This is a genomic window from Serratia inhibens (genome assembly GCF_003591175.1).
Classification (GTDB): domain Bacteria; phylum Pseudomonadota; class Gammaproteobacteria; order Enterobacterales; family Enterobacteriaceae; genus Serratia; species Serratia inhibens.
Genome location: NZ_QYYG01000001.1, coordinates 41,781 through 57,713 on the forward strand (window position 1 = coordinate 41,781; position 15,933 = coordinate 57,713).

The following is a 15,933-nucleotide window of genomic DNA, read 5'->3' on the forward strand; positions in this document are numbered from 1 at the left end:
TTGCCAGCCTCGCGCTGGCATTTTTTATGTCTTTCATTTCAGATCATTAACCCCCAACCTACCCATGGATTTTCAACTGCGATGACACACGTCGCCGGTTCATAAAAAGCGCCCTCTATTTGAAATTACCTATCGATAAAGATAATAATTATCATTAATATTCGTTTCTTGTTGCATTCGTCACACCGATAGATCCTCTAAGGACGTTGTCAGACAGTGTTGCTGGCGGAGATGCTTATTAGTGTTATTTAGGTTATTTACCAGGGGGTTACAAGAGATGCCGATACCTTTTTCCGTCAAACCGTCGCGCAGGTTATGCGCGCTCGCCATGTTCCTGCCGCTGGCGTCGCTCGCTGAAGATACTTTGGTGGTCACTGCCAAACCTGCCGATACGGCGGAAACCGCAACTCGGGGCTATCAGGCTACGACCAGCCAGGGAGCGACCAAAACCGACAGACCGCTAATCTTGACGGCTCAGTCGGTCTCGGTCGTTACCCGTCAGCAGATGACCGATCAGAGTGCCCAGACGGTTAACGATGCGTTGAAATATACGCCGGGTGTTTTCACCAACTTTTCCGGTGGCGCCACCCGGTATGACACCATCGCATTGCGCGGCTTTCATGGCGGTGACGTCAATAACACCTTCCTTGACGGCCTGCGGCTGTTGAGCGATGGCGGCACCTATAATGCATTGCAGGTCGATCCCTGGTTCCTGGAACGTGTCGACGTCATCAAAGGGCCCTCTTCGGTGATGTACGGACAAAGTATCCCGGGGGGGCTGGTGGCGTTGACGTCCAAGCGGCCTCAGTTTGCCACGGAAGGGCACGTGAACCTGATGGCGGGCAATAACGGCACCAAGGGCGGAGCTTTCGATGTGACCGGTCCGCTGTCTGAGCAGTGGGCTTACCGGCTGACCGGCATGACGCGCAGCAGCGAAACCATGTATGACCATCAGCGTGAAGAGCGCTATGCCATCTCTCCCTCATTACTGTGGCAGCCGGATGACAATACCTCGCTATTACTTAAAGCTTACCTGCAGAAGGATCCGTCCGGCGGTTACCACAGCGCTGTGCCGGCAGATGGCAGCCTCTATTCCCGCTCGGGCGACAAATTGGGGCGCGGATTCTTTGACGGTGAGAGCAGCCGGAATGTGTTCAAGCGCTGGGAACAGATCTACAGTTATGCTTTCTCCCACAATTTTAACGACGTCTGGACTTTCCGTCAGAATGCCAGTTACACCCACTCCAATGTTGAGTTGCAACAGGTCTATCAAATTGGCTGGAATGATGATCACCGTTTGCTGAACCGTTATTACAGCGGCTCTGCCACTTCGCTGGACGCCTTTGCCGTCGATAACCAGCTGGAAGCCGACTTTGCCACCGGAGTGCTGGATCATAAGGTCATGCTGGGCCTGGATTACCAGCGCTTTCGCAATAATTTGTGGGAAGAGTCTGCTGCCGCATCGCAGCTTAATCCTTATACCGGTGTATCCGGCGGGGCGGCGTTAACCGGCCTGACGCATACCGACTCCAGACGGCACTATGAGCAAAGCGGCGTTTATCTGCAGGATGAAATCAGCTTGCAGGACTGGTACCTGAACTTGTCCGGCCGCTTCGATCGCATCGAGTCTAAAAATACCACGCTCAATACTGGCACCCGCGATGCGCGCAGCGATGATAACTTCAGTGGCCGTGCCTCCTTGTTGTATCACTTTGATAATGGTCTTTCACCTTACGCCAGCTACAGTACCGCAGTAACGCCCGAGGCGCTGCCCGATCAAAACGGACACATGCTGAAACCAAGCACCAGCGCGCAGTATGAGGTGGGGTTGAAATATCAGCCGCCAGGCAGTGCATCGATCTACAGCGTGGCATTGTACGATTTGACGCAGAAAGACGTTGCCAACCGCGTAGTGCAGCAAAGTTATTATCTGCCGGCCGGCAAAGTGCATTCGCAGGGGATTGAACTGGAAGCCCGCAGCAAGATCACCGAACGTTTCGATCTGATTGCCGGCTATAGTTACAACAAAGTGAAGTTTAAAGACGCGATCGATGGCAACAACGGCAATACGCCGTATTTGGCACCTGACCAAATGGTTTCTCTGTGGGGCAAATACGCGGCCGGGTTCGGCGTGGATCTTGGCGCGGGGGTACGCTATATCGGCAAGCAGTGGGCAGACAACGAAAATACGCTACGCATTCCTTCGGTAACGCTGGTGGATGCTTCGATGAGAATGAATCTCGATGGTGTGAATCCGTCACTGAAAGGTGCCTACGTTCAGGTGAACGTCAATAATCTGACCGACAGGAAATACGTTGCGGCCTGTTATGGCACCGGTTATTGCTATTGGGGAGCGGAACGTTCTGTGGTGGCTACCCTGGGGTATGATTTCTGAGGAAAGTGGCCGTATCGCCCCGTCGCTTTGCCGACGGGGTGGATCGCTAGAACAGGGAGAAAAGCAACACCACAGGCAGGCTTAGCGGCCAGGTCAAACCAATAGTTAACGCGCTGATAAAACGTATTTTGATGGTGTCCCGGCTGACTAAATAGGTAAAAACCATAGAAACCAAAAGGCCAATTAAATAAAAATATTGTGTTGCAACCCACAGCGGTGACATGAAACCTTATCCCAGTCGTATTTTTCAGCCGCGAATTCTAGGGACTTAATTCCCCATAATCAATGCTTATTGGTTGTTTATTTAGTTTATTATTTATAACCACAATAATAGTATTGTTATGGCGTTTGGCGCGGGGAAGACTGCCCCGGTGGGCGGTAATGGCGATGTCGAAGAACATAACTCCCCGCATCTTGCGATTGCTCAAATAAGCGGATATTTGAAAATATTTAATGGATATAATATGTTGGTAGGCCATGGAGCAAATGAGGAGCGAGTATGAGCTTTTGGAGAATCGTATTTACCATTATTCTACCGCCGCTGGGTGTGTTGCTTGATAAGGGCATCGGCGGGGCTTTTATCCTCAACATTATCCTGACCCTGTTGGGCTATTTCCCAGGCCTGATTCATGCTTTCTGGATCCAGACCAAACAGTAGCGGTGCCATCAACGAGCCAAGCCGTTTTGCACCGGGAATATCTTCATGTAGCCCGGACTATCAGCCCTGGTATGCGTGCGCATGCCGGGGTTTTTTATGCCCATCGGCCGTCTAATAGATGTTGAGGCCGTAGACAAACAACCATGAAAAAAGCATCGCCAACAGACTTACGATGCAAAGGATGGAGATCATTTCCTTCACGTGACAATTCCCTTTTGATGTTAATGATATTACTTGTTGTTGTTTTCAAATGGGATTTTAGAACGTAATGGGTAAAAATCCTAGTTTTAATGTGGCTTTGATGCTGATTTGAAACTGACTTTGGACCTGGGTTATTGGAGGTGTTTGCCTTGGCGATCCCCGTTTTAACCAGCAGCAGGCTGGTGTTGCGCCCGCTGGAACCTGATGACGCCGCAGATATTCAGTATTTATTTCCATGCTGGGAAATTGTGCGTTATCTGACGAAGCAAATCCCCTGGCCCTATCCGGCGGGGGCCGCACTTGATTTTATAAACCATGTTGCGCTGTCGGCGATGGAAAGAGGAACCGGATGGTTTTGGTCCATCCGCCGCAAGGAGGATGAGCGGCACCTGATCGGTGTGATAAACCTTAGCCTGGGTGGCGACAGCAACCGTGGCTTTTGGTTAGCGCCGAAATGGCAGCATCAGGGGGTGATGAGCGAAGCCTGCCACAGCGTCACGGAGTTCTGGTTTAATGTGCTGGGGCAGGAGGTGCTGAGAGTGACCAAGGCAAAAGATAACCAGGCATCGCGGCGTATTTCAGAGCGTAATGGCATGCGAGTCGTCGCCACCAAAGAAACAGATTATATCGGTGGCCGCATGCCATCAGAAATCTGGGAAATGACCCGGAGCGAATGGAACGCTAAGACGAAGGCCGGTTAACGGCGTTAACGCTACGTCGCTATATTGGCTCCGCCGAATGCTAAAAAGATTATACGTGAAGCCAACTATGCATTGTTGTTAAAGCGGCTTGCTGTGTTCGGCCGCGTGCATGGACAAATAGGCTTTAAGATTCTCGTCATTAAAACCAAGTGCCCCCAGGATCTCAGCCATAAAACTGACGGGCGCGGTGCCTGGTGCAGTAACTACGCGTTGGTCTGCAACGGCATAGGGCACATCCTGATAGTACGCGGCGCCTGCATAGTCCAGCTGCGACAGGTTTTCAGCCGAATTTGAGGTATGGCGGAGGTTATCGAGCACGCCCGACTGCGCCAATACGCGGGTTCCGTCGCAAATCCCGGCGACGACGATGTTCTTTCTGTGAGCCTCGGCGACCAACGCCGTGATATCTGGCGGCTGCCCACTTTGCCAGGCCGTGCCGCCGCAGACGATCAACAGGTCAATATCGTCAAGTTCGATGGCTTCGATCGATAACTGTGGGGTAACCAGCAGGCCCCCGGAGGACATAACCGAGGCGCCTTTGGGCGAAGCAAAACGGGTATCGAAACCGTAATAGCCGCGACAAGTGGAATTGATCAGCGCGGTTTCCCAATCGGAAAAGTTATCGGTAAGAACAGTGATGGCACATGTCATTGGCAGGTTTTCCCTAATGATACTGAAAATAGCCCACGGAATTGTTCACCCGCAGGATCCCAAATTTAGCGGGCGTCACTGTCAATTTCTGGCAGTAGTGATTTTTCTGGCGTTAAAAAGATCCCGCGCGACGGCGGGATTAAGGGATGATAGCTAGCTATTGGATCTTATTCTGGTTACAAGCGAGGTGGTGTGAACCTTCGGAAGGTGACAGTAACCCACGTAAACTTTATGGACAAGTGAAAGATTCAAGGCGCCGTATGTATCAGAATATCCTCAAACAGGGACTTACGCGGTAGTTGGGCAGGCTGAGAAGCGTTACTGTGGGACCACCTCCTTGTGGATAGTCGTCCTAACGTCGTTTCCGCTTGGTGTTGAAAGTACTTGTTTTTCTTTGCCGCCAATAGAGGACAAAGGAAAATACGACAACTGCCATCAAAACGACGATGATTGCGATTGGAAGTAGTTCCATAGCACTCACCTAAGATTGCAATTTGGCAACCCATTAAATAGGAATATTCCTAACTTGTGCAATGAGCAGCGAGTAAAGAAAACGTAATTAGGAATTCCCTTAGCGGTGGACTGCGCTAATGGAAAGAACGAAGGGGACAGGAACAATGATTTTTCGCCTTGCAACAATGCAGGATATTAATGTGCTGATCGGTTTTGATACCCTTGCATCGCATGATTTGCACCGTCATACCGAGATCCGTGAGTGGTGCGAGGCCGGTGCCTGCCATGTTGTAGATCTTGCTGGTGAAATAGTGGCTTATGGCGTGCTGCACTATCACTTTTACGGTTATGGATTTATCGAAATTCTTATGGTCGATGAGCGGTTCCGACGCAGAGGAGTGGGGCGAAAGTTACTCGAACACTTAAAATCGCTTTGCGAACGCCCCAAGCTTTTTACCTCAACTAACGTTTCGAATTTACCCATGAAGAAGCTGCTGCTGGAAACCGGCTTTACTGAGAGCGGTTGTATTGAAAACCTGGATGAAAACGATCCTGAGAGGCTGTTCTTTTTTCCTGTAAAAGGAACAGCCAGCTAACAAGATTAGCTGGCTGTTTTAATAAATATTATGCCGTTTGCTTATGGAACACAAAGTGAAAGCATAACTATCTGATATCTATTATTTTAAATTTCACTCCAAAATCTCCCCAAAAACAGATTTGAAAATTGAGAGAGAAGCTCAGGGATTGCTCTGCAGATTTTACACAGAGCTATACCACTAACGTGGTCCAGTCCGCGCCTATATCATCATGGTATCTATCAGTCATTTCCTGTGTTTTATGTCCAAGCAATGTTTGGGTATCAATCTCCTGAGCACTATACAAACGCTCTGCTAACGATCGCTGTTCATGGAAACTAGGGGCTGTACCATTTTTAGGTGGGTTAACACCTGCTGCCTGCCGAGTTTCTAGAAATGACCTACTTAACGAACTAGTATCAACGCTCTGGCCAGGCTTTATCATTGCATGTGCGCGGACATGGTGAAATAGGTAAGGGCTAACAGTACGATCACGGCAACGGGCTATAGCCAAGGAACGGGGTTAATGTTCAGGCCCAACTCGTTTTTTTATAACAACTCAGTGGTAAACGCCGATGGCACCATTTAAATTTTAGGAATATTAGCATTTATCAGCTAATCAATTGAATAACATTGTTTTTTTTGAGATTAATGCATCTGCGATGCTGTCAGGTATGTGGTATAACTATAAACTAAAAAATCTAGAATGAATTTTACTGCTAAGCTGATTTTGCCAATAAAAAACTGGAGGAGTTATGGCTGAAGTCATAAGCGAATATACCACCCCTGAATTTTTCGGAGCGAAAGGGGATGGAATTACAGATGATACCAATGCATGGCAAGCGGCTTTAGATACTGAGTTAAATGTGCATGGTACCAGCGGGAAAAAATACTTGATAACAAATACGTTGTTATTTAAGTATGGCTCTAAACCGCAAACTATAAATGGTAATGGATGTTCATTTGACTGGAAAAAGAAAGAGGTGGGGATGTGGGGGCAAAGAACTCCCAATGCTACTGTGATTACATACACATCTGGAAAGAATTATGAGAATTTTACCGTAAAAGGGCCTGTGGCTTTAGATGAAGTTTGGGAAAAGGTTGAGAATTGTCATGCCATTGAGTTTTCAAATGGTTATGCTAGAAACCTTACTATATCTGGGTTCGCTAATGCTTTCAAAACGTTTGGGAATACATTTACTTCGGAAATCAATACCGACAACTTAAGAAATACTATTTGGTCAGAAAGGAATAATAATAATCACATCAGTAATGTAAAGTGTGGTACTTGTGCTGGTGATGCAATTGTTATCTACAGCAAGTTTGTTTCATGTCATAATATTAATGTTGAATATGCCGGGGTGTTGCCTGCAGGTCAATTGGCAACGACACCACGAGGATGTTTGATCAGTACCGGACAGGACACATATAAAGATGAGTGTAAGTATGTAAATATATCAGATGTCCAATGTAGGTATCATGGTGCTGCTGGGTTGGTGCTCGTTGGTGAGCATATTAATGTATCTGGTGTTATTAATATCGGTAGTCTATTTGAAGGCTCATTTGTTAAAGATGAGAAAAAAGTATATAAAGGGATTTGGATAAAAGGGAATAATATCTCAATTGGTGATACTACTATGGAATCCGTTTATTCTGGCGTGCAAATAGAGCGGGGGTCTTCAGATATATCTATAGGTAATGTTTACATTAGAGGCTCATTTATAGCCTCTTCTGAAGTAATCCTTTCCGCTGACGACTCGGCAGATCCAACGCAAAAAATAGAAAGAGTTCATATTTCGTCAATCATTTGTGATGCATACGTAAGCGTAGGTCGAGCTGTGCTTATCAGAACTGATGGCGTAGAAATTGGAAGGATTTATATTCGTGGTATTGATAACAAATCATTAGATAGTGCGATTTATATTAACGGTAAAAGTAAGTTTGGCAGCATAGAAGTGTATAACCCAGCGAATGCTATATCTGAACAGACTCTAATAGAAATAATTGGTTCCCCGACAATAAAAGATGTTTTAGTAGACGGTTTATATGGCACTGCAATATTTGTCACTTCGGGAGCTTTGCCGAACTTTGGTAGAATTATGCTTTTTAATATGAAAAACACACTCAAGCCTCCTATCAAGATCGATGGTGATGGTAGTGCTTTTATGTCATGGGGACCTGTAGTTGTTTCGGGTAGTTTTACTGCAAAACCAACTCTAATAGGAACCTTATCTTTAGCATCATGGCGTAGCCCACAAACGTGGCAAGCAGGGGACCCCGCGAAAAAGGCTGTCGTCAAATATCCTCAAGAAGCAACAATTACTTTGCAAGCTTAACGTTTATTATAAGAGAAGTTAAACTTAAATTTTTAATAACACTCGGATGGGCCCCGGCAACTTTGAAATCTCGAATACTGGCCCTCTCTAAAATCTGTTAGGTCACAATCACAAAGCCGTCATCATCTGGAGGATCTTTATCATCGGGGTGATGGCGGCTTATCGCAGCGAAAAATATCGGCGATTTCGATTCGTGATAGATGAAGTAAGGCTGCTTTACTTTTGCGTCGTGTTTGTCTTTCTTCCACTCATACCAGCCATCAGTCATCACCAGCGCGCGGCCATGATTCCATAATGGTTTAAACATTCTGCTGGTGGCTGCAGTTTCAACGCGAGCATTGATAACCGGCTGGCGTTTCATTTCTCTCCACCATTCCGGGCCATACCCCCACTCAATAGGATCGAGGTGCAGCTTTTCTTCGCGCTGATTAAGTACTAGCACGCGGGTTCCTGGTGCCACGTTGTAGCGCTCTAGGGGAACAATCACTAAAGGAAGTAAAAAAAAAGCCGGAAAAAATAGTTAACCGGCTGATTATATAGGAATTAGTTGCTAGTTAGACGGTCTGCTTATGGAAAAGCTCGCGGAATACCGGGTAAATATCGTCCGGCTCACGGATATGCTGCATGGCGAAGTTATCGAATTTCACCTGCAGGTCTTCATATTCACGCCACAGCGTTTGATGGGCGCGGCGCGTGATTTCGATGTAGCTGTAATAACGCACCATCGGCAGTAGTTTCTTCGCCAACAGTTCGTGACACAAGGGTGAGTCATCGGCCCAGTTGTCGCCATCCGAGGCCTGAGCGGCATAGATGTTCCATTGCGCCGGGTCGTAACGCTCTTCAACCACTTCATTCATCAGTTTCAGCGCGCTGGAAACGATGGTGCCGCCGGTTTCCTGCGAGTAGAAGAATTCCTGCTCATCCACTTCCTTCGCCTGAGTGTGGTGGCGGATATACACCACGTCGACGTTTTTATAGGTTCTGCTCAGAAACAGATAGAGCAGAATATAGAAACGTTTTGCCATGTCCTTGGTGGCCTGATCCATGGAACCGGAAACGTCCATCAGGCAGAACATTACCGCCTGGCTGGAAGGTTCCGGACGACGTTCATAGTTCTTGTAACGCAAATCAAAAGTATCGATAAAGGGTACGCTTTCGATTTTTTTGCGCAGTTCGGCAATTTCTTTGCGCAGCCGCTCTTCTTCCAGCAGCTGCATCGGCTCGGTGTTTTCCAACTGGGTGAGCTCGTCTTCCAGCTCATGCAAGGCTCGCCGTTTTCCGGCGGTCATGGCGGTACGTCGCGCCAGAGAGTTTTGCAGCGAACGTACCACGCTGATATTGGCCGGCACGCCGTTGGCGGTGTAACCGGCCCGATGAGTTTTGTACTCGGTAAGCTGCTTATACTGATTCTTTTTCAGGTTCGGCAGCGCCAAATCCTCAAACAGCAGATCAAGGTATTCGTCTTTGGATATCTGAAAAACGAATTCATCCTCGCCTTCGCCGTCCTGGCTGGCGTTCCCCTGACCGCCGCCACCGCCGCCGCCACCCTGAGGGCGCTCGACACGGTCATTCTGCACAAAGTGATCGTTACCTGGATGAACGCGGTGGCGTGTGCCACCGCGGCCTTGATGAAACATCGGCTCGTTGATATCGCCATTGGGGATCGAAACCGACTCCCCGCTGTCCACGTCGGTGACCGAACGCTTGTTGATGGCTTCGGCAATCGACTGTTTGATTTGCGACTTGTAGCGGCGCAAGAAGCGCTGGCGGTTAACCATGCTCTTGTTTTTGCCGTTAAGACGTCGGTCAATAAAATACGCCATACTTCCCCCAAACGACGTTGCCAACTTTCTACGCCATCTCCATGACGCTAATTCTCATTAGCCGTTATGAAGACTTTCTGACCCGCAGATACCATTCACACAGCAGGCGAACCTGTTTGCGGGTGTAGCCTTTTTCCATCATGCGGTCGACGAAGTCGTCGTGTTTCTTCTGCTCATCCGTTGAGGTTTTAGCGTTAAACGAAATCACCGGCAGCAACTCTTCGGTGTTCGAGAACATTTTCTTCTCGATCACGGTACGCAGCTTCTCATAGCTGGTCCAGTTAGGGTTACGACCACTATTATTAGCCCGGGCGCGCAGCACGAAGTTGACTATTTCGTTGCGGAAATCTTTCGGATTGCTGATGCCGGCCGGTTTCTCGATTTTCTCCAGTTCAGCGTTCAGGGATTCGCGATCGAACAGCTGGCCGGTATCCGGATCACGGTACTCTTGATCCTGGATCCAGAAGTCTGCATAGGTCACGTAGCGGTCAAAAATGTTTTGACCGTATTCCGAATAGGATTCCAGATAGGCAGTCTGTATCTCTTTACCGATAAATTCGGCGTATTTCGGGATCAGATAGCCTTTCAGGTGCTCCAGATATTTCTCCGACTGATCCTGAGGGAATTGCTCACGCTCGATCTGCTGTTCCAGTACGTAGAACAGGTGTACCGGGTTAGCGGCAACCTCGGCGTGATCGAAGTTGAATACCCGCGACAGGATTTTGAAAGCGAAACGGGTGGACAGGCCATTCATGCCTTCATCGACCCCAGCGTAGTCGCGGTATTCCTGATACGACTTGGCTTTTGGATCGGTGTCCTTCAGACTTTCACCGTCATAAACGCGCATCTTCGAGTAAATGCTCGAGTTTTCCGGTTCTTTCAGGCGCGAGAGCACGGTAAAGCGTGCCAGCGTTTCCAGCGTGCCAGGAGCGCAAGGCGCATGGGTTAACTCGCTGTGATCCAGCAGTTTGTCGTAGATTTTCATCTCTTCCGACACCCGCAGGCAGTACGGTACCTTGACGATATAAACGCGATCGAGGAAGGCCTCGTTGTTTTTGTTGTTGCGGAAGGTGACCCATTCGGATTCGTTGGAGTGAGCCAGAATAATCCCGCTGAACGGCAGGGCGGAGATGCCTTCGGTACCGTTATAGTTGCCTTCCTGGGTGGCGGTCAGCAGAGGATGCAGCACCTTAATCGGCGCTTTGAACATCTCTACGAACTCCATGATCCCCTGGTTGGCACGGCACAGGGCACCGGAATAGCCGTAGGCGTCCGGATCGTTCTGGGCGTGGTTCTCCAGTTTACGGATGTCCACTTTCCCCACCAGCGCAGAGATATCCTGGTTATTCTCATCCCCGGGTTCCGTCTTGGCGATGGCGATCTGTTCCAGAATCGAAGGGCGCACTTTCACTACTTTGAATTTGGTGATGTCGCCGCCAAATTCATGCAGGCGCTTCGCGGCCCACGGCGACATGATAGTGCCGAGGTAGCGGTTCGGGATGTTGTATTCTTTTTCCAGAATATTGGCATCTTCCTGCGGATTGAACAGGCACAGCGGATGGTCGTTGACCGGGCTGCGTTCTCCGTTGGCGCTCAGCGTGTAAATCGGCACGCGTTGCATCAGCGCTTTCAGGCGTTCCGCCAGCGATGATTTCCCGCCGCCCACCGGGCCCAACAGGTAAAGGATTTGTTTCTTCTCTTCGAGCCCTTGTGCGGCGTGTCTCAGGTAAGAAACTATCTGTTCAATAGCTTCTTCCATGCCGTAGAACTCTTCGAATGCCGGATAGCGTGCGATCACCCGGTTGGAGAACAGGCGAGACATGCGTGACTCAAGCGCGGTGTCGACCATAACGGGTTCGCCGATAGCCATCAGCAGACGTTCGGCCGCATTGGCATACGCACTGCGATCTTGCCGGCAAATGGTAAGAAATTCCTGCAGTGTGAACTCTTCGTCCTTGGCAGCTTCATAGCGCTGGCGATAGTGGTCAAATATGTTCATGATGCCCGTCCTTTTCGTTATTAGCACAGGTTAAAGGGAGCTGGTGATAGTGTTTTGGCTCCCGAAAGCAGAAGTTATTACCTGAGTACAGCAACCCGTATGCCAACTTGGTGCGCTTATTATCGCGAGTTGCGCTGTATTGCCACTGGGCCCAGGATAAATTCACCTTCTGATTAAGCTTAGTTGGCATCCCGGAAAATTTCCTGCGCCATAAAAAGCTTTTTTTAAGTCATATCAATGACTCAGTTGTGACAGGGATGGCCAAACGCCTTGTCTGGCGCGGGTTGCGGCAAAAAACGTCATTGTTCTGCCATGATTAATTCATATTTCCGATCTAAGTTATTCGATCTTGGTCGTTTTCTATTGTAAAGATTAGGCGTGTTACGGTGTTTTCACATAAACTAAGTCGGCTATTAACCCTGTTATTTATGGAAAAAGAACCAGTGAAGATATTTCAACTCAAAACGCTAGCAATTATCGCTTCCGCAATGGTTTGCGCACAAAGTGCTCAGGCAGGGACCTGGTCGCTCGGTGCCGCAGCGCTGGTTAGTCCTGACGCGTATCGTGGTTATGATACTCGCGTCTACCCGGTGCCAGTCATTAACTATGAAGGCGACGACTTCTACTTCCGCACGCTGACTGCCGGGTATTACCTGTGGAAAGATCAGGAAAACCAACTGAGCGTCATGGGCTATTACTCGCCGTTTGGCTACCGTCCTGGCGACAGTGACGACGATCGCATGAAGCGCCTGGATAAACGTCGCGGCACGCTGATGGCTGGCCTGGCTTATACCCATAATGCCGAGTGGGGCTCGATCCGCAGCACCTTTACCGGTGATATGCTGGACAACAGCAACGGTCTGGTGGGGGATGTCGCTTACCTCTACAAATTCGATTTAGACGCTTTGACTCTGGTTCCTGGTGTGGGTGTGATGTGGAACAGCAAAAACCAGAACAAATACTACTATGGCATCAGCGATCACGAATCTCGCCGCAGTGGTCTGAACAGCTACACGCCAGGCGACAGTTGGGCGCCTTACGTTGAGCTGAGCGCCAACTATCAGATCAACAAGGATTGGAATGCTTTCTTCACCGGGCGTTACATCCAACTGTCTGATGAAGTCAAAGACAGCCCAATGGTCGATAAATCTTACACCGGGTTGTTGATGACGGGTGTGAGCTACAGCTTCTAAAATCAAATTGCACAAATATTGTGCAACCAATGCATTATAAAGGGGCGTTCGCGCCCCTTTTGCATATCTGTAGTGCATTAAATGCTGCTGATATCGTGCAGGGAGCGTGGGATAGGTCGTTTGAGTGGCTGGAGAGGGGGATTAAGCAGGGCGAGCGGTTTGTCGCCCTGAAAGCATCAGGCGTTTTTACGGCTGCGGAAGGTTACCGCCAGCCGTGCAGGTTGTTCGCCTGCGGCCACCAGTGGTTTACTGACGCGGCCGGTTTCCACGCAAACCATGGTTTTATAACCGTCATTCGCCATATCCGCCATGCTGCAGGACAGTTCCACCCCCGGGTTCCAGGCAATGACATCGCTCATATGATGGTGATGAACCTCAATGGTGCGTTGTAGCGCTGGATCTTTGATCAGGCTGAAAGCGTCGGGCTTGGTGTAGACCCGATCGGTTTGGCCAATAAACGCCAAATCCCCAGTCTGGTGAGCTTCTGCTCCACCGGCCACTTTGTCGAGATAAGGTTCGCCGAGGCCTGCAACTTTAACTTGTTCAATATCACCGATCTGGAAGTAAGTATGCAGCGCAGCGGTAGCCTGGTAGTCGCCGTGGGACTCCAGCTCGATCTCGCATTCTTCGCCCAGCTTGAAACGGGCAATCAGCGTAAAGGCATGTGGCCACAGCTTGCGGGTTTGCTCATTGTCTTTCAGCGTAAAGGTCAGAATGACGCCGCTGTCGTCTTCATCATGCGCGGTCAGGTTCCAGGGTTGATTGCGGGCGAAGCCGTGCGAGGGTTGTGCTACCGGACCAAACCAGGGCCAGCAAATAGGTACGCCGCCGCGAATGGCACTCCCTTTTTTGAATGGCGTGTTATTGCTCAGCCAGATAACCGGTTTGTCGCCGGCAGGTTGCCAGGCCAGCAGATGCGCGCCCTGTAGCGCGACAGCAGCGCGAACTTTCGGGTGGGAAACGACCACCACCGGCAGTTCATCGAGTTGACGTTGGCTGATGTAAGGTGAAATTTGTTCGGTAACGGGCAGGGTGAAAATTTTTTCGTTCATTATGTAGCCTTTTGTTCGCCGTAGAAACAAAAAAGGGCGACAAAAATGTCGCCCTCATTATCAGCTTTACATCATTCCATTATTTGGAGATGTGAGCGATCAGATCCAGAACTTTGTGGGAGTAACCCGTTTCGTTGTCGTACCAGGAAACCAGTTTCACAAAGTTGTCGTTCAGTGCGATACCTGCTTTGGCGTCGAACACGGAAGTCAGGATTTCGCCATTGAAGTCGGTAGAAACCACTTCGTCTTCAACATAGCCCAGAACGCCTTTCATAGAACCTTCAGAAGCTTCTTTGATGGCTTTCTTGATTTCTTCGTAGGTCGCCGCTTTTTCCAGACGAACGGTCAGGTCAACTACAGACACGTTTGGAGTTGGAACGCGGAACGCCATACCGGTCAGTTTGCCTTTCAGCTCTGGCAGAACGATGCCAACTGCTTTAGCTGCGCCGGTAGAAGAAGGGATGATGTTCTGGGATGCGCCGCGGCCGCCGCGCCAGTCTTTGTGAGACGGGCCATCAACGGTTTTTTGAGTAGCGGTGGTCGCGTGAACGGTAGTCATCAGACCTTCGACGATGCCGAAGTTGTCGTTGATGACTTTAGCCAGCGGAGCCAGGCAGTTGGTGGTGCAAGATGCGTTGGAAACGATGTCCTGGCCAGCATATTTTTCAAAGTTTGCGCCACGTACGAACATTGGGGTCGCGTCTTTTGAAGGGCCGGTCATAACAACTTTCTTAGCGCCTGCAGTGATGTGTTTACGTGCGGTTTCGTCGGTCAGGAAGATACCGGTCGCTTCTGCAACCACGTCAACACCCACTTCGTTCCACTTCAGGTTAGCCGGGTCTTTCTCTGCGGTAACACGGATGGTTTTGCCGTTAACAACCAGATGGCCGTCTTTGACTTCTACAGTGCCTTTGAAACGGCCATGAGTAGAGTCATATTTCAGCATGTAAGCCATGTACTCTGCGTCCAACAGGTCGTTGATTGCAACGATCTCGACGTCGGAACGTTCTTGAGCAGCACGGAAAACAATGCGACCGATACGGCCAAAACCGTTGATACCTACTTTGATAGTCATATATTCCACCAGCTATTTGTTAGTGAATAAAAGGTTGGTTGTAAAATTACAAAAACCTTACCAAGCGTCAAGCGGAATCGTGTCAATTCTTGCTGCAAATCAAATCACGGAGCTTGATCTGCGTGCTTATTGCACATTCCGTTTGCGTTCGGCCTCATCCGTTATATGGGGTCAAACCGCTAAGTATAAAGTCACGCTGCTTCATATATGTGATCGGTATCACATAATGTCGCGACGTGACCTTTATGCGCTACAGTTTAGGCCAAAAAGCACTGCAATGTTGTTAATTTTTTGTTATTATTACTCATTGTTTTCGTTGACATTATCCACATTCAGAGAATCACGCAAATGGCTAAAGAGACAACCCCTGACCATCCGGCCACGGAACTGAATGAAATCCAACGTTATGTGACCCAACAACGTGGTACCGAAGCGCCGTATTCCGGTAAATTGCTGCACAACAAGCGCGAGGGTGTATACCATTGCCTGTGTTGCAATCATCCGCTGTTCTATTCCGACAGCAAGTACGACTCCGGCTGTGGCTGGCCAAGCTTCTATGAGCCGGTATCCGACGATGCGATTCGTTATCTTGATGATAATTCGCACAATATGCATCGAGTCGAGATTCGCTGCGGTCAGTGTGACGCTCATCTGGGGCACGTATTCCCCGATGGCCCGCAGCCTACCGGTGAGCGTTTCTGCGTTAACTCGGCTTCACTGAGCTTTACCGACGGTGAGAACGGCGAAAAAACCGCCGGCTGAGGATTATTCAGCCAGAAAAATCGATTCAGCTAATTATTCTTCCACGAGTGAGGAAATGC

General features: G+C 49.2%; 14 protein-coding genes and 1 pseudogene. 7 read left to right on the forward strand and 8 right to left on the reverse strand.

What is annotated here, in order from left to right; all coding sequences use genetic code 11:
• Nucleotides 1-277: 277 nt before the first annotated feature.
• On the forward strand, nucleotides 278-2,395 hold the full coding sequence (locus D4100_RS00205; RefSeq protein WP_119802522.1) for a TonB-dependent siderophore receptor: 2,118 nt from the start codon (nucleotides 278-280) through the stop codon (nucleotides 2,393-2,395).
• 46 nt (nucleotides 2,396-2,441) lie between these two features.
• Here the strand turns inward: D4100_RS00205 and D4100_RS00210 are convergent, their stop codons facing one another.
• Nucleotides 2,442-2,618: a GhoT/OrtT family toxin gene (locus tag D4100_RS00210; protein ID WP_004945419.1), complete on the reverse strand. Its 177-nt coding sequence runs from the start codon at nucleotides 2,616-2,618 to the stop codon at nucleotides 2,442-2,444.
• A 276-nt stretch (nucleotides 2,619-2,894) separates the two neighbouring features.
• On the opposite strand from D4100_RS00210, the gene D4100_RS00215 reads away from it, so the two are divergent.
• Entirely contained in the window at nucleotides 2,895-3,053 is a 159-nt protein-coding gene (locus D4100_RS00215; protein ID WP_006322621.1) for a YqaE/Pmp3 family membrane protein, read from the forward strand.
• A gap of 341 nt (nucleotides 3,054-3,394) precedes the next feature.
• Nucleotides 3,395-3,955, forward strand: coding sequence for a GNAT family N-acetyltransferase (locus tag D4100_RS00220; RefSeq protein ID WP_338068441.1), 561 nt, complete (start codon nucleotides 3,395-3,397; stop codon nucleotides 3,953-3,955).
• A 78-nt stretch (nucleotides 3,956-4,033) separates the two neighbouring features.
• Here the strand turns inward: D4100_RS00220 and D4100_RS00225 are convergent, their stop codons facing one another.
• Nucleotides 4,034-4,606: a type 1 glutamine amidotransferase family protein gene (locus D4100_RS00225; RefSeq protein ID WP_006322618.1), complete on the reverse strand. Its 573-nt coding sequence runs from the start codon at nucleotides 4,604-4,606 to the stop codon at nucleotides 4,034-4,036.
• 617 nt (nucleotides 4,607-5,223) lie between these two features.
• Between D4100_RS00225 and D4100_RS00230 the strand changes: the two genes are divergently transcribed.
• On the forward strand, nucleotides 5,224-5,655 hold the full coding sequence (locus D4100_RS00230) for a GNAT family N-acetyltransferase (RefSeq protein WP_119802524.1): 432 nt from the start codon (nucleotides 5,224-5,226) through the stop codon (nucleotides 5,653-5,655).
• 172 nt (nucleotides 5,656-5,827) lie between these two features.
• Here D4100_RS00230 and D4100_RS26045 read toward each other — a convergent pair whose 3' ends face one another.
• Nucleotides 5,828-6,148: a tyrosine-type recombinase/integrase gene (locus tag D4100_RS26045; protein ID WP_420876390.1), complete on the reverse strand. Its 321-nt coding sequence runs from the start codon at nucleotides 6,146-6,148 to the stop codon at nucleotides 5,828-5,830.
• 241 nt (nucleotides 6,149-6,389) lie between these two features.
• Here D4100_RS26045 and D4100_RS00240 point away from each other — a divergent pair, with 241 nt between their 5' ends.
• The gene (locus D4100_RS00240; protein ID WP_119802528.1) at nucleotides 6,390-7,970 is read left to right on the forward strand and encodes a glycoside hydrolase family protein; all 1,581 of its coding nucleotides are present in this window, start codon (nucleotides 6,390-6,392) and stop codon (nucleotides 7,968-7,970) included.
• Nucleotides 7,971-8,070: 100 nt separating this feature from the next.
• Here D4100_RS00240 and D4100_RS00245 read toward each other — a convergent pair.
• The 3 genes and pseudogenes from D4100_RS00245 to yeaG form a co-directional block, all read right to left on the reverse strand.
• Nucleotides 8,071-8,448, reverse strand: a pseudogene (locus D4100_RS00245) (SOS response-associated peptidase family protein); the annotation flags it as partial.
• Between the two features lie 76 nt (nucleotides 8,449-8,524).
• Entirely contained in the window at nucleotides 8,525-9,793 is a 1,269-nt protein-coding gene (locus D4100_RS00250; protein WP_119802530.1) for a YeaH/YhbH family protein, read from the reverse strand.
• 64 nt (nucleotides 9,794-9,857) lie between these two features.
• Nucleotides 9,858-11,792: a protein kinase YeaG gene (yeaG, locus tag D4100_RS00255; protein ID WP_006322614.1), complete on the reverse strand. Its 1,935-nt coding sequence runs from the start codon at nucleotides 11,790-11,792 to the stop codon at nucleotides 9,858-9,860.
• Nucleotides 11,793-12,220: 428 nt separating this feature from the next.
• Here yeaG and D4100_RS00265 point away from each other — a divergent pair, with 428 nt between their 5' ends.
• The gene (locus D4100_RS00265) at nucleotides 12,221-12,985 is read left to right on the forward strand and encodes a MipA/OmpV family protein (protein ID WP_006322613.1); all 765 of its coding nucleotides are present in this window, start codon (nucleotides 12,221-12,223) and stop codon (nucleotides 12,983-12,985) included.
• 176 nt (nucleotides 12,986-13,161) lie between these two features.
• On the opposite strand, the gene D4100_RS00270 is transcribed toward D4100_RS00265, so the two are convergent.
• Both D4100_RS00270 and gapA read right to left on the reverse strand, forming a co-directional pair.
• A complete protein-coding gene (locus D4100_RS00270) occupies nucleotides 13,162-14,037 on the reverse strand; it encodes a D-hexose-6-phosphate mutarotase (RefSeq protein WP_119802532.1) in 876 nt (291 codons plus the stop codon).
• A 79-nt stretch (nucleotides 14,038-14,116) separates the two neighbouring features.
• Entirely contained in the window at nucleotides 14,117-15,112 is a 996-nt protein-coding gene (gene gapA, locus D4100_RS00275; protein WP_006322611.1) for a glyceraldehyde-3-phosphate dehydrogenase, read from the reverse strand.
• Between the two features lie 348 nt (nucleotides 15,113-15,460).
• Between gapA and msrB the strand changes: the two genes are divergently transcribed.
• Nucleotides 15,461-15,874 carry a peptide-methionine (R)-S-oxide reductase MsrB gene (gene msrB, locus D4100_RS00280; protein WP_006322610.1) on the forward strand — a complete coding sequence of 138 codons (414 nt, stop codon included), beginning with the start codon at nucleotides 15,461-15,463 and terminating at the stop codon, nucleotides 15,872-15,874.
• The last annotated feature ends 59 nt before the right edge of the window (nucleotides 15,875-15,933 follow it).

Coding starts and splice junctions, on each gene's coding strand:
- D4100_RS00205 (WP_119802522.1), top strand. CDS start 278: ATGCCGATACCTTTTTCCGTCAAACCGTCGCGCAGGTTATGCGCGCTC.
- D4100_RS00210 (WP_004945419.1), bottom strand. CDS start 2,618: ATGTCACCGCTGTGGGTTGCAACACAATATTTTTATTTAATTGGCCTT.
- D4100_RS00215 (WP_006322621.1), top strand. CDS start 2,895: ATGAGCTTTTGGAGAATCGTATTTACCATTATTCTACCGCCGCTGGGT.
- D4100_RS00225 (WP_006322618.1), bottom strand. CDS start 4,606: ATGACATGTGCCATCACTGTTCTTACCGATAACTTTTCCGATTGGGAA.
- D4100_RS00230 (WP_119802524.1), top strand. CDS start 5,224: ATGATTTTTCGCCTTGCAACAATGCAGGATATTAATGTGCTGATCGGT.
- D4100_RS00240 (WP_119802528.1), top strand. CDS start 6,390: ATGGCTGAAGTCATAAGCGAATATACCACCCCTGAATTTTTCGGAGCG.
- D4100_RS00250 (WP_119802530.1), bottom strand. CDS start 9,793: ATGGCGTATTTTATTGACCGACGTCTTAACGGCAAAAACAAGAGCATG.
- yeaG (WP_006322614.1), bottom strand. CDS start 11,792: ATGAACATATTTGACCACTATCGCCAGCGCTATGAAGCTGCCAAGGAC.
- D4100_RS00265 (WP_006322613.1), top strand. CDS start 12,221: ATGGAAAAAGAACCAGTGAAGATATTTCAACTCAAAACGCTAGCAATT.
- D4100_RS00270 (WP_119802532.1), bottom strand. CDS start 14,037: ATGAACGAAAAAATTTTCACCCTGCCCGTTACCGAACAAATTTCACCT.
- gapA (WP_006322611.1), bottom strand. CDS start 15,112: ATGACTATCAAAGTAGGTATCAACGGTTTTGGCCGTATCGGTCGCATT.
- msrB (WP_006322610.1), top strand. CDS start 15,461: ATGGCTAAAGAGACAACCCCTGACCATCCGGCCACGGAACTGAATGAA.